This window comes from Streptomyces sp. CB01881, assembly GCF_002953255.1.
Lineage (GTDB): Bacteria > Actinomycetota > Actinomycetes > Streptomycetales > Streptomycetaceae > Kitasatospora.
This window is the reverse complement of sequence record NZ_CP026498.1, coordinates 8,826,741-8,843,269: the sequence shown is the minus strand read 5'-3', so window position 1 is coordinate 8,843,269 and position 16,529 is coordinate 8,826,741. Positions and strand designations below refer to the sequence as shown.

General features: G+C 72.3%; 15 protein-coding genes. 7 read left to right on the top strand and 8 right to left on the bottom strand.

The genetic code is table 11. The features are described 5' to 3' along the window. Positions 1-431: 431 nt before the first annotated feature. The 3 genes from glgX (at position 432) to treZ (ending at position 7,019) form a co-directional block, all read left to right on the top strand. Complete coding sequence (gene glgX / locus C2142_RS28665; protein WP_148645620.1) at positions 432-2,579, top strand: glycogen debranching protein GlgX; 2,148 nt, start codon at positions 432-434, stop codon at positions 2,577-2,579. A gap of 94 nt (positions 2,580-2,673) precedes the next feature. After that, entirely contained in the window at positions 2,674-5,277 is a 2,604-nt protein-coding gene (gene treY / locus C2142_RS28660; protein WP_148645619.1) for a malto-oligosyltrehalose synthase, read from the top strand. Continuing rightward, positions 5,274-7,019 (top strand): malto-oligosyltrehalose trehalohydrolase, encoded by a 1,746-nt coding sequence (treZ, locus tag C2142_RS28655; RefSeq protein ID WP_241002829.1) that lies wholly within the window; start codon positions 5,274-5,276, stop codon positions 7,017-7,019. Before treY ends, treZ begins: the two co-directional genes overlap by 4 nt. A gap of 70 nt (positions 7,020-7,089) precedes the next feature. Here treZ and C2142_RS28650 read toward each other — a convergent pair whose 3' ends face one another. Continuing rightward, the gene (locus C2142_RS28650) at positions 7,090-7,983 is read right to left on the bottom strand and encodes a transketolase C-terminal domain-containing protein (protein WP_148645618.1); all 894 of its coding nucleotides are present in this window, start codon (positions 7,981-7,983) and stop codon (positions 7,090-7,092) included. A 160-nt stretch (positions 7,984-8,143) separates the two neighbouring features. Continuing rightward, positions 8,144-8,845, bottom strand: a complete 702-nt coding sequence (locus tag C2142_RS28645; RefSeq protein WP_148645617.1) for a thiamine pyrophosphate-dependent enzyme — start codon at positions 8,843-8,845, stop codon at positions 8,144-8,146. Positions 8,846-8,901: 56 nt separating this feature from the next. On the opposite strand from C2142_RS28645, the gene soxR reads away from it, so the two are divergent. After that, entirely contained in the window at positions 8,902-9,426 is a 525-nt protein-coding gene (gene soxR / locus C2142_RS28640; protein WP_148645616.1) for a redox-sensitive transcriptional activator SoxR, read from the top strand. Positions 9,427-9,448: 22 nt separating this feature from the next. Here soxR and C2142_RS28635 read toward each other — a convergent pair whose 3' ends face one another. Together C2142_RS28635 and nadE are read right to left on the bottom strand one after the other, a co-directional pair. Continuing rightward, complete coding sequence (locus tag C2142_RS28635) at positions 9,449-9,970, bottom strand: GNAT family protein (protein WP_148645615.1); 522 nt, start codon at positions 9,968-9,970, stop codon at positions 9,449-9,451. Between the two features lie 125 nt (positions 9,971-10,095). After that, on the bottom strand, positions 10,096-10,926 hold the full coding sequence (gene nadE / locus C2142_RS28630; protein ID WP_148645614.1) for an ammonia-dependent NAD(+) synthetase: 831 nt from the start codon (positions 10,924-10,926) through the stop codon (positions 10,096-10,098). Between the two features lie 185 nt (positions 10,927-11,111). Between nadE and C2142_RS28625 the strand changes: the two genes are divergently transcribed. Both C2142_RS28625 and C2142_RS28620 read left to right on the top strand, forming a co-directional pair. Next, entirely contained in the window at positions 11,112-11,921 is an 810-nt protein-coding gene (locus C2142_RS28625) for a metalloregulator ArsR/SmtB family transcription factor (protein ID WP_241002828.1), read from the top strand. Between the two features lie 95 nt (positions 11,922-12,016). Beyond that, entirely contained in the window at positions 12,017-12,499 is a 483-nt protein-coding gene (locus C2142_RS28620) for a hypothetical protein (RefSeq protein ID WP_148645612.1), read from the top strand. Positions 12,500-12,567: 68 nt separating this feature from the next. On the opposite strand, the gene C2142_RS28615 is transcribed toward C2142_RS28620, so the two are convergent. Next, entirely contained in the window at positions 12,568-13,008 is a 441-nt protein-coding gene (locus C2142_RS28615; protein ID WP_148645611.1) for a DoxX family protein, read from the bottom strand. A 109-nt stretch (positions 13,009-13,117) separates the two neighbouring features. On the opposite strand from C2142_RS28615, the gene C2142_RS28610 reads away from it, so the two are divergent. Beyond that, positions 13,118-13,684, top strand: a complete 567-nt coding sequence (locus tag C2142_RS28610; RefSeq protein ID WP_148645610.1) for a TetR/AcrR family transcriptional regulator — start codon at positions 13,118-13,120, stop codon at positions 13,682-13,684. Positions 13,685-13,762: 78 nt separating this feature from the next. Here the strand turns inward: C2142_RS28610 and C2142_RS28605 are convergent, their stop codons facing one another. The 3 genes from C2142_RS28605 to C2142_RS28595 all read right to left on the bottom strand — a co-directional run bounded on the left by C2142_RS28605 (position 13,763) and on the right by C2142_RS28595 (position 16,414). Then, complete coding sequence (locus C2142_RS28605) at positions 13,763-13,939, bottom strand: hypothetical protein (RefSeq protein WP_153882827.1); 177 nt, start codon at positions 13,937-13,939, stop codon at positions 13,763-13,765. Then, positions 13,936-14,220, bottom strand: a complete 285-nt coding sequence (locus C2142_RS28600; protein ID WP_148645609.1) for a hypothetical protein — start codon at positions 14,218-14,220, stop codon at positions 13,936-13,938. Before C2142_RS28600 ends, C2142_RS28605 begins: the two co-directional genes overlap by 4 nt. A gap of 385 nt (positions 14,221-14,605) precedes the next feature. Then, positions 14,606-16,414: a reverse transcriptase/maturase family protein gene (locus tag C2142_RS28595; RefSeq protein WP_174315561.1), complete on the bottom strand. Its 1,809-nt coding sequence runs from the start codon at positions 16,412-16,414 to the stop codon at positions 14,606-14,608. Positions 16,415-16,529: the final 115 nt, after the last annotated feature.

Below are 16,529 nucleotides of genomic sequence, written 5' to 3'. Positions count from 1 at the left end.
CGATCAAGGGTACTGCCCGCGCGAGCGGCCCGCAGCCGGTTGGCCGACGGCGGGCCCGGAGCCCCGGCCGCACCATCCGCCCCGGGCGTCCGCGCGCCGGGCAGCGTGCGCGCTGGCGTTCACGCCGGCGTGCGCGCCGGGCGGAGAGGCCGGCCGCACAGCCGCCGGGCCGCCGCCGGGAAGGCGCCGGGGACCGGCCCCAGACCCGCCGGACACCCGCCGGACACCCGCCGGACACCCGTTCGGGCGAACACGCGCCGAATGGCCCCGCCGTCGGGGAAAGCGTCGGGGAGTATGCGGACTGTGCCGTACGTCACGGTGCGCGACCGCCGCACATGCCCGGCCGCCCCGCCGGGAAAAGAGCGTCGGGGTCCGGACTGATTGTCGGACTATCCGTCAGTTTCTCTTGAATGCAAGGAAGTTGAGGACTCATGCAGGTCTGGCCAGGGAAGCCCTACCCCCTCGGTGCCACCTACGACGGGGCCGGCACCAACTTCGCGGTGTTCTCGGAGGGCGCCGACCGGATCGAGCTCTGCCTGCTCGACGAGGACGGTTCGGAGACGGCAGTCGAACTGCGCGAGACGGACGCCTTCGTCCGGCACGCCTACCTGCCCGGCATCCAGCCCGGCCAACGGTACGGGTTCCGCGTCCACGGCCCGTACAACCCGGGCCTCGGCCAGCGGCACAACAGCGCCAAGCTGCTCCTGGACCCGTACGCCAAGGCGATGAGCGGGAACATCGACTGGGACGAGTCGGTCTACGGCTACCACTTCGGCGCCCCCGAGCGCCGCAACGACCTGGACTCCGCCCCGCACACCATGCACTCGGTCGTGATCAACCCCTACTTCGACTGGGGCACCGACCGGCCGCCGCGCACCGACTACCACCGCACCGTCGTCTACGAGGCCCACGTGAAGGGCCTCACCAGACTCCACCCCGGCATCCCCGAGGAGATCCGCGGCACCTACGCGGGCCTCGCCCACCCCGCGGTGATCGAGCACCTGGCCAAGCTGGGCGTCACCGCGATCGAGCTGATGCCGGTGCACCAGTTCGTCCGCGACCACCGGCTGCGCGACCTCGGCCTGGCCAACTACTGGGGCTACAACACCATCGGCTTCTTCGCCCCGCACTCCTCCTACTCCTCCACCGGGGACAGGGGCCAGCAGGTGCAGGAGTTCAAGTCGATGGTCAAGGCGCTGCACGCGGCCGGCATCGAGGTCATCCTGGACGTCGTCTACAACCACACCGCCGAGGGCAACCACCTCGGCCCCACCCTCTCGCTGCGCGGCCTGGACAACGTCTCCTACTACCGGCTCGCCCAGGACCAGCGCTTCTACGAGGACACCACCGGCACCGGCAACAGCCTGCTGATGCGCAGCCCGCACGTCCTCCAGCTCATCATGGACTCGCTGCGCTACTGGGTCACCGAGATGCACGTGGACGGCTTCCGCTTCGACCTCGCCGCCACCCTGGCCCGGCAGTTCCACGAGGTCGACCGGCTCTCCTCCTTCTTCGACCTGGTCCAGCAGGACCCGGTCGTCTCCCAGGCCAAGCTGATCGCCGAGCCCTGGGACCTCGGCGAGGGCGGCTACCAGGTCGGCAACTTCCCGCCGCTGTGGACGGAGTGGAACGGCATGTACCGGGACACCGTGCGCGACCTGTGGCGGGGCGAGAACGCCACCCTCGCCGAGTTCGGCTCCCGGCTCACCGGCTCCTCCGACCTCTACCAGGACGACGGCCGCCGGCCCATCGCCTCGATCAACTTCGTCACCTGCCACGACGGCTTCACGCTGCGCGACCTGGTCTCGTACAACGAGAAGCACAACGAGGCCAACGGCGAGGACAACCGGGACGGCGAATCGTTCAACCGCTCCTGGAACTGCGGCACCGAGGGCCCCGGCACCGACCCCGCCGTCGAGGAGCTGCGCGCCCGCCAGCAGCGGAACCTGATCGCCACCCTGATGCTCTCCCAGGGCGTGCCGATGCTCTCCCACGGCGACGAGCTCGGCCGCACCCAGCACGGCAACAACAACGCCTACTGCCAGGACAACGAACTGACCTGGGTGCACTGGCCCGGGGAGGACGGGCCCGAGGCCCGGCTGCTGGAGTTCACCCAGGGCATGATCTGGCTCCGCCGCGACCACCCGGTCTTCCGGCGCCGCCGCTTCTTCCACGGCCGCCCGGTCTCCAGCCGTCCCGGCCCCGGCCGCCCGGCCGGCGGCGGCTACGAGGACCTCACCGACATCGCCTGGTTCACCCCCGGCGGGGAGGAGATGACCAAGCGCAACTGGGGCGCCAGCTACGCCAAGTCGCTCACCGTCTTCCTCAACGGGTACGCCATCTCGGAGCCGGACCGGCGCGGCGGGCGGATCGTCGACGACTCGTTCCTGCTGATGTTCAACGCCCACTTCGAGCCGCTGGAGTTCAGCGTCCCGGCCGGCCACGGACAAGAGTGGCAGGTCGTGGTCGACACCGCGCAGCCCCGGCTGCCCGCCCCCGGCACCGGGTCCCGGGTCAAGGCCGGCGACGCCCTCTGGCTCACCGACCGCTCGCTGATGGTGCTCCAGCGGCCGGCGTAGGGCACGGGGCGGGGCACGCGGAGGAGGGTGCAGGTCACCTGTTCGGATCAGCAACGGGTCTTGGCGGCGGGCTCGCGCGGGTACTCATGGACTCATGACCTCCGCCGCCGAGCCCGCGCAGCCCCGCCCGGCCGCTACTCCCCCGCCCACACCGGCCGCCGCTCCCCCGCCCACACCGCCGGCACCCCCCACGCCGACACCGCCCACACCCCCGTCGGCCAGCTACCGGCTCCAACTCCAGCCCGGCTTCACCCTCCGCGACGCCGCCGCCGCCGTGCCCTACCTCGCCGCCCTCGGCGTCTCGCACCTGCACCTCTCCCCGCTGCTGGAGGCCACGCCGGGCTCCACCCACGGGTACGACACCGTCGACCACGGCCGGATCGGCGAGCAGCTCGGCGGTGAGGCCGCGCTGCGGGCGCTGGCCACCGAGGCCCACCGGCACGGCCTGCGGCTGATCGCCGACGTGGTGCCCAACCACATGGCCGTCCCCGTCCCCGAGCAGCTCAACCAGCCGCTCTGGCACATGCTGCGGGACGGGCCCGACTCGCCGTACGCGCGCTGGTTCGACATCGACTGGGCCGCCCAGCCGGGGCCGGCCGACGCCCCGGACCGCGGGCGGGTGCTGCTGCCGCTGCTCGGCGACCGGCTCGGCGCGGTGCTCGGCGAGCTGGCCGTGGACGGGGACGTACTCCGCTACCACGACCACGCCCTCCCACTGCGGCCCGGCACCGCGGGCCTGCCCCTCCCCGAGCTGCTCGCCCGGCAGTGGTACCGGCTCGCCTGGTGGCGGCTGGCCCGCACCGAGCTGAACTACCGGCGGTTCTTCACCGTCAACGAGCTGATCGCCGTCCGGGTCGAGATCCCCGAGGTGTTCGAGGCCACCCACGGCGTCCTGCTGCGGCTGCACCGGGACGGCGTCCTGGACGGGTTCCGGATCGACCACCCCGACGGTCTCGCCGACCCCCGCGGCTACCTGCGGCGGCTCGCCGAGGCCACCGGCGGCGCGTACACGGTGGTGGAGAAGATCCTCACCGGCGACGAGCGCCTGCCCGCCGACTGGCCGTGCGCGGGCACCACCGGGTACGACGCGCTGCGCCGGATCGACGGCGTGCTCACCGACCACGCGGGCGCCGGCCGGCTGGCCGGGCGCTACGAGCACCACGTCAGCGGCGCCGCGCTCACCGCCGAGCCGTGCGCCGACCCGCACCCGGCCGTCGCGGCCGCCCGGCGCGGGCGGGCGGACATGACCGGGCCGCGGGGCGAGCTGGCCGCCGAGGTCGAGCGGCTGGTCCGGCTCGCCGTCCGGATCGGCGCCGCCGAGCCCGCGCACGCGGACCACGCGCCCTGGCAGCTGCGCGACGCCCTGCAACGGGTGCTCACCGGCTTCCCCGCGTACCGGCCCTACGCCCGGCCCGGCGAGCCGGCGCCCGCGGTCTCGGCGGAGCAGCTGGCGGCCGCGCTCGACGGCTCCGCGGACCCGTCCGACCGGCTGGTCGCGGAGCTGGCCCTCGGGCGGCTCGGCACCGGCCCCGAGAAGGACGAGTTCTGCGTGCGCTTCGCCCAGACCGCCGCCGCCGTCGCGGCCAAGGGCGTCGAGGACACCGCCTTCTACCGCTGGAACGCGCTGCTGAGCCTCAACGAGGTCGGCGGCGAGCCGGCCAGGCCCGGCCTGCACCCGGAGGACTTCCACGCCTGGTGCCACTACGTCGAACGGCACTGGCCGGCCACCATGACGGTGCTCTCCACCCACGACACCAAGCGCAGCGCCGACGCCCGCGCCCGCCTCGCCGTCCTCGCCGAACAGCCGGACGCGTGGGCCGCCGAGGCCGCCGCCTGGTCCACCGCGGCCGGCCCGGGCGGCGACCGGGACGGCGACTGGCTGCTCTGGCAGACCCTGGTCGCGGCCTGGCCGATCACCCCGGAGCGGCTGGTCACCGCGCTGCTCAAGGCCGCCCGCGAGGCCAAGCTGCGCACCTCGTGGACGTCCCCGGACACCGGCTACGAACAGGCCCTCGCGGACCGCGCCCGCGCGGTGTACGGCAACCCCGGGCTGTTCCCCCGGATCGAGGGGTACGTCCGGATGCTCGCGCCGTACGCCCGGTCCAACACCCTCGCCGCCGCCCTGCTCCACCTCACCGTGCCCGGCGTGCCCGACCTCTACCAGGGCAGCGAGGAGCCGCTGTACACCCTGGTCGACCCGGACAACCGCGGGGTGGTGGACCTCGGCGCGCTCGCCGTGCGCCTCACCGACTCGGCGACGCCCCGCCCGGGGGACCTGGCCCGGGAGAAGCTGCACCTCACCGTGACCGCCCTGCACCTGCGCCGGGCCCGCCCGCCGGGCGCCTACCGGCCGCTGACCGCCGTCGGCCTCTCGTCGGACCACCTGCTCGCCTTCGCCCGCGGGGACGACGCGGTCACGGCGGTGACCCGGCTGCCGTACGGCCTGGAGCGGGCCGGCGGCTGGCGCGACACCGTGCTGGAGCTGCCGGCCGGCGGCGGGTGGACGGACGAGCTGACCGGCCGCCGCTTCGCGGCCGGCCCGGTGCCGGTGGCCGAGCTGCTGGCCGCCTCCCCGGTGGCCCTGCTGACCAGGGGGACCGGCGGGGCCGCGACCTCCGGGAGGACCGGGGCGACCGGCCAGGCCGTTCAGGCCGGCCAGGCCGGGAACACCAGCGAGACCGGAAAGGGCGAGGCGTGACTCTGCCGGAGCTGCGGACGTACGAGGTGTGGGCGCCGGCCGCGGCCGGGCGGGTCGAGGTGGAGGTCGGCGGCGCCCGCCACCCGCTGGCCCGGGACGGCGCACGGGCCGGGTGGTGGCGCGGCGAGGCGCCCGCCGGGGACTACGCGTTCCGGCTGGACGGCGGCCCACCGCTGCCCGACCCGCGCTCGCCCCGGCAGCCGCACGGCCCGGACGGGCCCAGCCGGCCCGTCGACCACGCCGCGTTCCGCTGGTCGCAGACCGGCTGGCGCGGCCGTCCGCTGCCCGGCGCCGTCCTGTACGAGCTGCACGTCGGCACCTTCACCGCCGCCGGCACCTTCGACGCGGCCGCCCGGCACCTGGAGCACCTGGCCGGGCTGGGCGTGGACTTCGTCGAACTGCTGCCGGTCTGCCCGTTCCCCGGCCGGCACGGCTGGGGCTACGACGGCGTCTCGCTCTGGGCCGTCCACGAGCCGTACGGCGGGCCGGAGGGGCTCAAGCGCTTCGTCGACGCCGCGCACCGCACGGGCCTCGGCGTCGTCCTCGACGTGGTGCACAACCACCTCGGCCCCTCCGGCAACTACCTGCCCGCGTACGGCCCGTACTTCACCGACCGGCACCACACCCCGTGGGGCTCGGCGGTCAACCTGGACGCGCCGGGCTCGGACGAGGTGCGCGCCTACCTGACCGGCAGCGCACTGGCCTGGCTGCGCGACTACCGGATCGACGGACTGCGGCTGGACGCGGTACACGCCCTCGCCGACGACCGCGCCGTCCACTTCCTGGAGGAACTTGCCACCGAGGTCGAGAAGTTGGCGATCGCCACCAACCGGCCGCTGTTCCTGGTCGCCGAGTCCGACCTCAACTCGCCGCGCACCACCGCCCCGCGCGAGGCCGGCGGCCAGGGCCTCACCGCCCAGTGGAGCGACGACTTCCACCATGCGCTGCACACCGCTCTCACCGGCGAATCCCAGGGCTACTACGGCGACTTCGCGGCCGCCCCGCTGGCGGCCGTCGCCCGCACGCTCACCCGCGGCTTCTTCCACGACGGCGGCTGGTCCTCGTTCCGCGGCCGCAGCCACGGCCGCCCGTTCCCCGCCGCCCACGGCCACCGGCTGCTCGGCTATCTCCAGACCCACGACCAGATCGGCAACCGGGCGCTCGGCGACCGGCTCTCCACCAGCCTCTCCCCCGGCCAACTCGCCTGCGGGGCCGCACTGGTGCTCACCTCGCCGTTCACCCCGATGCTGTTCATGGGCGAGGAGTGGGGGGCGAGCACCCCCTGGCAGTACTTCACCGACCACACCGACCCGGGCCTTGCCGAGGCCGTCCGGCAGGGCCGGCGGCGGGAGTTCGCCGAGCACGGCTGGCAGGCGGAGGCGGTGCCGGACCCGCAGGAGCCGGCCACCGTCCTGCGCTCCGTCCTCGACTGGACGGAGCCGAGGCGCGCCCCGCATTCCGAACTGCTCTCCTGGCACCGCGAGTTGATCCGGCTGCGGCGCGATCGGCCGGAGCTGGCCGACCCTGACCTCTCGGCCGTGCGGGTGGGGTTCGACGAGGCGGCGCGGTGGCTGGTGGTGCACCGGGGGCCGTACCGGGTGGCGGTCAACCTGTCCGACTCCTCCGCCGTGCTGCCGTTGGGGGCCGCGGGGCGGGAGGTGGTGGCGGCCTTCGGGGAGGCCGCGATCGACGGTGCGGGCGTGCGGGTCGGCGCGGAGTCGGCGGCGGTCGTGCTGACCTGAGAGGCCGGGCGGGCGGGGGCCGGACGGGCGGGCCGCGCGGGCGCGAGGCGGCCGGACCCGTCGGGCCGGCTCACCAGAGGAACGTGCCGATCCGCTCCCGCAGCGAGGCCGCGTCCAGACCGTAGGCGGCCAGGTGCTCGGGGATCGAGCCGTAGTGCCGGTGCTCCTCGCGCGGCACACCGAGGCCGAGCACCCGGTGCGGCCGGTCGTTCAGCGCGGCGTGCGCCTCGTTGGCGGAGGTCCCGGCCAGGTACGGCTCGACCAGCACCACGTCCGCCCGTCCGCCGACGGCCGCACGCAGCCCGGCCGCGTCGAACGGCCGCACGGTGGCCGCGTACACCACGGTGACGTCCAGGTTCTCGGTCGCCGCCAGCACGGCGTCCAGCATCGGGCCGACCGCCAGCACCACACCCTTGGCGCCCGTGCGCACGGTGGTGAACCGCCCGGCCTCGACCGGCACCGCGGCGGCGTTCCGGTGCAGGGAGAGCCGCACGTACACGTTGCGGTCGCCGTCCGCCACGGCGTGGCGCAGCAGCTGCTCGGCCTCGTCCGGGTGGCCGGGCACGTGGACCGTCCAACCGGGCAGCGTGTCCAGCAGCGCGACGTCACCCGGCGACATGTGGGTGCGGCCCCCGGCCGGCCAGTCGTACGAGCCTCCGGCGCTCACCAGGACGGCGCCGACGCCCTGGTGGCCGAGGTCCAACTTGACCTGCTCAAAGGGGCGTTCGACCAGGAAGCTGGCGAAGGTGTGGGCGATCGGCCGCATCCCGGCGAGCGCCAGGCCGCCGGCGGCGCCGATCAGCAGCTGCTCGCGGATCCCGACGTTGACCACCCGGTCGGGGTGACGCTCGGCGGCGGGGGCGAAGGCGGACGCGCTGATGTCGGCCAGCACGACGGCCAGCCGCGGGTCGTCGTCGAGCAGGCGGGTGGTCACGTCGAGGAAGCGCTCGCGCATGGTGTCCATCGGTCTGGTTTCCTTGCCTTCGGAGGGTGTCAGGAGGTCATGGGGTCGGCCCGTCGGGTGTTCCCGCCCGACGCGTCAGGGCTTCCGGGCCGGGCCGGCCTTGGTCATTCGGGCCCGGGTCTTTCGGGTCCGGCTCGCCAGAGGCCCCGGGCCCGGCGTGTCAGAACTCCTTGGGCTCGACGCGGGCGATCACCGCGCGCGGGCGGCCCGGGTGTTCGGCGGTGAACGCCGCGTACAGCGCCTCGTGGTCGCGCCCGTCCACCGTCTCGGCCGACCAGCCCTCGGCGGCGAAGCGCGCCGCGATGCCGCCCTGCCGGCCGTGCGTGGCCGAGGAGTTGTCGATGACGACGACGTGCAGCCGGTCCAGTCCGGTCGCGCCGGCGAAGGCGACCGCCTCGTGGTTGGAGCCCTCGTCGAACTCGGCGTCCCCGACCAGTACCCAGACCGCCGGGTCGGCGAGCCCCTGGGCGCGCAGCCCGAGCGCGGTGCCGACCGCCAGCGGCAGCCCGTGCCCCAGCGAACCGGAACCGATCTCCACGCCCGGCACCAGCGTGCGGTCCGGGTGGTGGCCGAGCGGCGAGTCGTACACGCCGAAGCTCGGGAGCAGCGCCGGGTCGAGGAAGCCCTTGGCCGCGAGCACCGCGTAGTAGGCCATCGGGCCGTGGCCCTTGGAGAGCAGGAAGCGGTCGCGGTCCTGAGCCTCGGCGGTGGCCGGGGTGACCCGCAGGACCCGGTCGTAGAGCACCCAGAGGGCGTCCAGCGTGGAGGTGGCCGCGGGGCCGTGCTTCTCGTCGCCGGTCATCCGGCTCATCAGGACCGGGAGGTCCGCGAAGGTGACTTCGGTACGGGTGTTCGTCGTCATGTCCACGATGCTGCAACTTGAAGTCGACTTGAAGTCAAGCCGCTAGGGTGATCCCCATGACCGCACCCGAGACCTCCGTCGGACCGAGCCGGCACGACCTGCTCACCATCGGCCAACTCGCCGACCGCAGCGGCCTCGCCACCTCGGCCCTGCGCTACTACGAGAAGCTCGGCCTGATCCACGCCACCCGCACCGCCGGAGGCCAGCGCCGCTACGCCCGCGGGACCCTGCGCCGGATCGCCTTCGTGCGGGCCGCCCAGCGGGTCGGCCTCTCCCTGGACGAGGCCCGGGTCGCCCTCGACCGCCTCCCCGAGCGCCCCGCCCCCAGCGGCACCGAGTGGGACGGCGTCGCCGCGTCCTGGCAGAGCCGCATCGACGAGCAGATCGCCGAACTCGAACGCCTGAAGTCCAAGCTCGGCGGCTGCATCGGCTGCGGCTGCCTCTCCCTCACCCGCTGCGGCCTCTACAACGCCGGCGACCGTGCCGCCGAGGCCGGCCCCGGTGCCCGCTACCTGCTCACCCGCGACCCCGACACCGGCCCCGAGCCCGTGCCGGCCGCGGAGGACGTCTGCGGCCGCTGACGGGCGGGGAGGCGCCGGCGCGTCAGGGGCGGGCGTCCCCGCGCAGCAGGCTGTAGCGGACGATGTCGCGCCACGCGCCGTCGCGGAAGACCAGGCTGCGCTGCACGCCCTCGCGGGTGAAGCCGCACTTCTCCAGGGCGCGCTGCTCGGCGAGGTTGACGGTCTCGGTGTCGGCCTCCAGGCGGACCACCGGCGAGTGCGCGAACAGGTAGTCCACCAGCAGGCGTTGGGCCTGCGTGCCGATGCCGCGGCCGCGGGCCTGCGGGATCAGCTGGATGCCGACGTTCCAGTACGGCGCGGACGGCACCACCGCCGCCCGCCGCCAGGCCACGAAGCCGCAGAACTCGCCGCCGGACACCACCGCGAGCTGCGACTGGTCCGCCCCCAGCAGTCCGTCCTCCGCCCACTTGCGCCGCAGACGGCCGGGGTCGGACCAGCCGTACCACTGGAGCGCACCGACCGCCTCGGGGTCGCTCAGCAGCCGCTCCAGGACCGGGAGATCGGCTTCGGACATAGGACGGAGGATCACCCGGTCGTCGCTCATCCGGCCACTGTAGCCATCAGTCCGCAGGCCGGTCCCGGCCAACGCCCGTACCGGGCAACGCCGGTGCCGGCCAACGCCCCTGCCGGGCAACGACGGTGGCACAGGACGGGGGCGAGGCGGCCGACTCAGGGAGCGATCGGCAGCTGTCGCTTGTGCTCGGTGAGGCGGTAGCGGCGGACGACGGTCTCGAACACGGCCTCGTCGACCGGCGCGCCCTCCAGGAAGTCGTCGATCTCGTCGTAGGTGACGCCGAGCGCCTCCTCGTCGAGCCTGCCCGGGTTCAGCATCTCCAGGTCGGCGGTCGGAGCCTTCCAGATCAGCTCGGACGGCGCACCCAGGGCCTGCGACACGGCCCGCACCCGCCGCTTGGTGAGGCCGGTGAGCGGAACCACGTCGGCCGCGCCGTCGCCGAACTTGGTGAAGAACCCGGAGACCGCCTCGGCAGCGTGGTCGGTGCCCACCACCAGGCCTTCGTGCGCGCCCGCCACTGCGTACTGGGCGACCATGCGCTGCCGGGCCTTGATGTTGCCGTGCACGAAGTCCTGGTGGTGCGCGTCACGGAAGACCGTGCCGCCGGCCAGCACCGTCTCCAGGGCGGCGTCGCTGGCGGACTTCACATCGACGGTCAGGATCCGGTCGGGCCGGATGAACTCCAACGCCAGCTGCGCGTCCTTCTCGTCGGCCTGGGTGCCGTACGGCAGCCGCATCGCGAAGAACGTCGACTCCCGCCCGGTGGCACGGACCCGCTCCACCGCGAGCTGGCACAGCCGGCCGGCGGTCGTGGAGTCCACACCGCCGCTGATGCCCAGCACCAACGAGCGCAGGCCCGTGGAGGTCAGCCGGTCGGCGAGGAACGCCACCCGGCGCTCGATCTCCTGCTGCACGTCGAAGGACGCGCTCACCTGGAGGTCGTCGGCGATCCCCTGCTGCACGGACATGGGCGTCGGGTCGGTCACGGTTACTCCTCGGTCGGGCCCGCGGGCAGGGTCTGCGCGCGCCGCCGGGCCGAGGGCCACGGGCGCGCGCAGGGGACGGAGGAACTCTAGAGGAAGACGGCGAAGCCCTGATCAGGGCAGGTGGTCCCGGCAGGGACAGGAAAGTCGTTGACATTATGCAGGCGATTGCCTGCATAATGCCGAACGTGAGTCACGAAACGACAGCGACGGACGCCGCGTTCAAAGCGCTGGCCGACCCCACCCGGCGGCTCCTGCTCGACCGCCTGCGCGAGCACAACGGCCAGACCCTGGGCGAGCTGTGCGAACGCCTGACCATGGCCCGCCAGTCGGCGACACAGCATCTCGACATCCTCGCGCAGGCCAACCTCGTGACCGTCGTACGGCGGGGACGGGAACGACTCCACTACCTCAACCCGGCGCCGATCCACGAGATCGAGGAGCGCTGGATATCGAGGTTCGACAGGCCCCGCCTGCAAGCGCTCAGTGCCATCAGGAATCTTGCCGAGGAGTACGCCATGACCAACGCACCCACACCGGTGCCGACCTACGTCTACGTCACCTACATCCGCGCGAACGCGGAGCAGGTGTGGCAGGCCCTGACGGACGCGGACCTCACCGCACGCTACTGGGCCCACGCCAACGTGTCCGACTGGCAGCCGGGCTCGGTCTGGGAGCACCGGCGCGTCGACGGATCAGGCCGTGTCGACGTCGTCGGCAAGATCCTCAAGGCCGAGCCCCCGACGCTGCTGAGCATCACCTTCGAGGACTCCCCGGACGCCGAAGCGCCGAGGGAGCCGTCGGTCGTCACCTTCCTCGTCGAACCGCACGAGGACATCGTCCGCCTCACCGTGACCCACGAGAACCTCCCCAACGTGGAGATGCTCAACGGCATTTCGCGCGGATGGCCGGCCGTGCTGGCCAACCTCAAGTCGCTGCTGGAGACCGGCGACGTCCTCCCGCAGGCACCCTGGGAGATGTCCGGCACGCACGCCTGACGCCCGGGGCGGCGGTCGCCACCACCCCTCCCGTCATCGCTCCCCCGCCATCGCTCCGCAGTTCACTCCGCGCACGACCGCAGAAGGAAGAGAACATGCTGGACACCACCCCGCTCCGGGACGCCTACCGCGCCCTCCTGGACACCGCCGCCACGGTGGCCGAGTCCGACGGACCGGGCCCCACCCCGCCGCCCGGCGAGTGGAACGCCGACCAGATCCTGGCGCACGTCTCCCTCGTCAGTGCGGCCACCATCACCGCCGTCTCCTCCGTCGCCTCGGGGGCCATCGCCACGTACGACAACCGCGTGGCGCTCGACACCTGGACCATCGACCGGGTCATCGCGCTCGCGAGCGACAACGCGGGGCTGCGCAACCGCGTCCGCCTCCAGGGACAGGCCCTCTGCGCACTCGGCGGGCCCATGCTGAGCGAGGCCGAACTCGACACCCGGGTGCCCACCCTGCTCCTGTCCAACGGCGCACTCCTGGTCGACCGGCCCATGCCGCTGCGCGACCTCATCACCGGCCTGGCCGACGTGGAGCTTCCCGGTCACACGAAGCAGCTGCTGGCGCTCCTGTAGGAGGACCGGAGCCCGCGCGCATGCGGAGTGGGAAGCCGGAAGGCCGACTTCCCACTCCGCGCGCGTATTCAGAGCGTCGCGGCGACGGCGGCCGCGACGAAGACCACCTGAAGGGCGCTGCGGGCGGGCAGCGGGGTCATCGGCTTTCCGGCGAGGGTGAGCCCGCCGCGGGCCGCGTACACGTTGGCCGGGAACATCGCGAGCATCAGCAGCGCCAGGCCGGCGGCGGCGAGCGGCGCGAGCGGGGGGACGATCAGGCCGACGGCGCCGGCCAGCTCCAGGACACCGGTGAGGGTGACCAGCAGGTCGGGCCGGGGCAGCGCCGGCGGGATCATCGCGACGAAGTCGCGCCGCCAGGAGGCGATGAAGTGCGGAACGCCGGTCGTGACGAACATCAGCGCGAGGCCGCCGCGCAGGGCGGGCTGCCAGGCATTAAAGCCATCGAGGGCCAGCAGGCCGAGCAGGCGCAGAACGGCGAAGCCGCCGACGAGGGCAATGAGCGGGATCATCCCGTCCTCCGATCCTGGAATCTTGTCACTGGAAAGATTGGGGCAGGCGGGCAATCTTGTCAATGCCTAGATACACTGGAGCGACACCTCGAACGACTGGAGATCAACGGTGGGACAGAGCGACCAGCCGAGCTATCACCACGGAAACCTGCGCCGCGCCGTGCTGGACGCGGCCCTGGCCGCGATCACCGAGTCCGGCCCGTCCGGATGGAGCCTGCGCGAGCTGGCCCGGCGCGCGGGGGTGTCGCACGCAGCGCCCGCGCACCACTTCGGGGACAAGACGGGAGTGCTGACGGCAGTCGCCACCGAGGGCTTCGAGCTGTTCGCCGACAGCCTGGAGCGCGCGGCCGGCGATCCGTACGGGGCGGGCGTCGCGTACGTGCGCTTCGCCGTCGACCACCGGCCGTACTTCGAGGTGATGTTCCGGCCGGAGCTGTACCGGGCCGACGACCCCGGCATGGCGACGGCCCGGGAGCGCGCGGGCGCGGTTCTGGCCTCCAGTGCACAGAAGTTGGCGCCGGGCGAGCAGCCGGACCGGGCGACGACGATCGCGGCGTGGTCGCTGGCCCACGGCTTCGCCGGCCTCTGGCTGAGCGGCGCCCTGCCCGAGAGCGAGGACGGCGACGTGGAGGAGCTGGCCCGCGCGGTACTGGGGCTGCTCTTCACGCGGGACTGATGCTCGCTGTCCGCGAGGGCAAGGCCCGGGGCAGGAAGTCGGCCGGGCCGACTTCCTGCCCCGGGGAACTCGTTGCCGTCAGTGCGGAGGCTGCGAGGCGAGCGATGCCAGGACACGCTCCCGGATGCGGGCGGAGGCGGCCGGGAGGATGAGGGCCAACTCGGCTTCGAGGCGCCGCCGTTCGGCACGCAGGAGGCGCGCGACGGGGGCGCGGGAGCAGTGCAGGAGCCACCAGGGGCAGATGCGGTGGATCATCGGCCGGCCTCCGCGGCGGTCCACTGGATGCGAAGGTGCTGGACACCCCCGGGGAGGACGACCGGGAGGGACAACGGACCGGCGTAGTTGAGGCGTTCGGCGACGACGCGCTCGGCACAGGGGCCGGCGAGGTAGCGCTCGAACCACACCCACTGCGGTCTGCGGAGCGGGTGGAACCGGAGGGCGGACCAGAGCGAGTCCAGGGCCTCGGGGAGGAGCGGGTAGGTCGTCGGCGTCATGATCCCGGTGATCTCGGCCGTCACGAGACGGGCCTCCCTCATGCGACACGCTCCGCGAGGGGGGTGACAGCGGGAGCGACCTCGGCCCAGACGATCTTGCCGACGCCCACCCTGGGGCAGCAACCCCAGCGGCTGGCCAGGGATTTGACGAGGATGAGCCCCCGCCCGGACTCGTCGTCCGCGTCGGCCGGACGGAGAACAGGCCCGCGGTCCGCCCGCGCGTCGTGGACCTCGATCCGAAGGCGGGAGGGATCGAGGTCGAGGACGAGGAGCACCCTGCGACCGAGGGGCGTGCCGTGCACGAGTACCGGTAGGCCACTGGCGAGGTTTCCGCGCGTGCGGGTCCTTTTCCAGTGGCCCCCGGCCCGAACCCGCCGTGCACCTTTCAATGCAGCGGGCTCTCCAGAGACTTGGTGCGCGAACCTCGTCAAGTGCCCTTGTGGACGGCCTGATGACAGGGTGCGCAGACGACGAGTGTCCTGCTGTGCTTCCTGATCATGATGGCCGCCCACTCGGGCGGTAGTTCGAGCTTCCTGAGGTCGGCGAGGCCACGGACTTGATGGACTTCCACCGGCCGTGGGCGCTCGCAGACCTCGCACCACTTTTGGCGCAGCCGACGGATGAGTCGGATGCCCCGCTGGTGGCGGTGCGGTTCGAACGGGGTACGCGGCGCATCGTTGATGGCCGTGTGTTTCTTTTGGACGAGGGGAATTCCTCCGAACCGTGCGATCAGCGGCTTCCTGCCTACCCGGTCGATCCTTGCTTCGAAGCACCGGCGGAGACCGAGTGGTGTGTTCACCGTGGCCTTGTATTTCGCGGCCATCTTGGTCACCGATGAACGGTGCCTGCAGGCAAGGGTCTTGAGTAGCGAGGTGACCATCACCCCTTTGAGCCGGTCGAGTCGCCAGACGTCGCCGGCCAGCAGGTAGTACTGAACGATGCCCCGGTACTGTGCGCCGTACCGTCTGACGAGCTCGTAAGGTGTGAGTCCCGCCAGGTGGCGTAGGGGTGCGGGGTGTCCGCGTTTGAGAAACGGGGCTGCTTTGGCCTCGATCACCTTCCTGGGGACACGCAGGGCGATCTTCCCGTTGGTGTTGCGGGCCCCCGTGCGGGAGCGCCGGTCGCGGGTGATCTTCGTGTCTGCGTGCTGGACGGTGATCTCGTAGCCGAGGAACCGTGCCGCTTGTGTGCGGGCGTGGGTGATCAGGGTCTTGTCCTGGTTGAGTTCCAGCTTGAGTTCTTCATGCAGGAACTGGCTCAGACGGTGCTTGATCGTCTCGGCTTCGGCCTTCGGTCCGATGAACCCGAGGAGGTGGTCGTCCGCGTAGCGGACGTACCGCAGACGCCGGAATCCGGGATCGCGAGGGTCTCCGACCGGCAGACGTCGCAGCCGCTGGCGCAGCTCGCGGACGGCCGGGGTTTCGATTTTCTCCCCCCAGTATTTCTGCCGTTTTCGGAGGCGGTTGATCTCGTTCTCCAGGGTCCGGTACTCCGGGTTCTTGGCCCGGGTCTTTCCTCGGGTGTATTCCGGTATGAGAACTGTCTCGACAAAGCGGTCCAGCTTGTCCAGATAGATGTTGGACAGGAGTGGAGAGACGACCCCGCCCTGCGGGGTCCCCGACAGGGTCGGGTTCCACTCCCAGTCTTCCATGTACCCCGCCTGGAGCATCTGTCGGATGAGGCGGAGGAACCTGGCGTCATGGATTCTCTCGGCCAGGATCGACAGCAGGACGTCGTGGTCCAGCGAGCCGAAGCAATCCGAGATGTCCCCTTCGATGAACCAGGTCGTCCCTGTCCAGTTGATGACCACCTGGCTCAGGGCCGTGTGGCATCCCCGTTCGGGACGGAAACCGTGGGAGAGGTTGGAGAATCGGGGTTCGTAGTATGCCTCCAGAAGGAGGCGCACTGCTTCTCCCACGAGTTTGTCCGACCATGACGGCAATCCGAGCGGTCGCATCTTCCCGTTGTTCTTGGGGATGTGGATGCGGCGGACCGGGCGGAAGCGGTATCGCTCGTGGCGGAGGGCTTCCACCAGGTTTGCGATCTTTACCTCGGACATGCCGTCTGCGGTTTCCTCGCAGGCCCCGGGGGTCAACGCACCTTTGTTGGCGTAGATCCGCCCGTAGGCATGCAGGTACAGATCCGGGTTGAACAGCTGTCGGTACAGTTCGTTGCACGGCAGACCGTGCCTGCCGCGTTCGCGCAGGACATTCAGCACTGTTTCGGCGCTCTGCATTACGCATACCTCCCAGTGATCTTCATATCCGGGTCTCCTGGTCCCCTTCGCCCTGTGGGCGGTGTTACCGCCCGCCTTGGCAGGTCGTTACTCCTGCGACTACTACGGGACCTCC

Bases quoted from the DNA above. Each gene is read 5' to 3' on its own strand.
- soxR (WP_148645616.1), top strand. From the start codon at position 8,902: ATGACCGCACCCGAGACCTCCGTCGGACCGAGCCGGCACGACCTGCTC.
- C2142_RS28620 (WP_148645612.1), top strand. From the start codon at position 12,017: ATGCTGGACACCACCCCGCTCCGGGACGCCTACCGCGCCCTCCTGGAC.
- glgX (WP_148645620.1), top strand. From the start codon at position 432: ATGCAGGTCTGGCCAGGGAAGCCCTACCCCCTCGGTGCCACCTACGAC.
- C2142_RS28595 (WP_174315561.1), bottom strand. From the start codon at position 16,414: ATGCAGAGCGCCGAAACAGTGCTGAATGTCCTGCGCGAACGCGGCAGG.
- C2142_RS28650 (WP_148645618.1), bottom strand. From the start codon at position 7,983: ATGGACACCATGCGCGAGCGCTTCCTCGACGTGACCACCCGCCTGCTC.
- C2142_RS28635 (WP_148645615.1), bottom strand. From the start codon at position 9,970: ATGAGCGACGACCGGGTGATCCTCCGTCCTATGTCCGAAGCCGATCTC.
- C2142_RS28645 (WP_148645617.1), bottom strand. From the start codon at position 8,845: ATGACGACGAACACCCGTACCGAAGTCACCTTCGCGGACCTCCCGGTC.
- treY (WP_148645619.1), top strand. From the start codon at position 2,674: ATGACCTCCGCCGCCGAGCCCGCGCAGCCCCGCCCGGCCGCTACTCCC.
- C2142_RS28605 (WP_153882827.1), bottom strand. From the start codon at position 13,939: ATGATCCACCGCATCTGCCCCTGGTGGCTCCTGCACTGCTCCCGCGCC.
- C2142_RS28615 (WP_148645611.1), bottom strand. From the start codon at position 13,008: ATGATCCCGCTCATTGCCCTCGTCGGCGGCTTCGCCGTTCTGCGCCTG.
- C2142_RS28600 (WP_148645609.1), bottom strand. From the start codon at position 14,220: ATGAGGGAGGCCCGTCTCGTGACGGCCGAGATCACCGGGATCATGACG.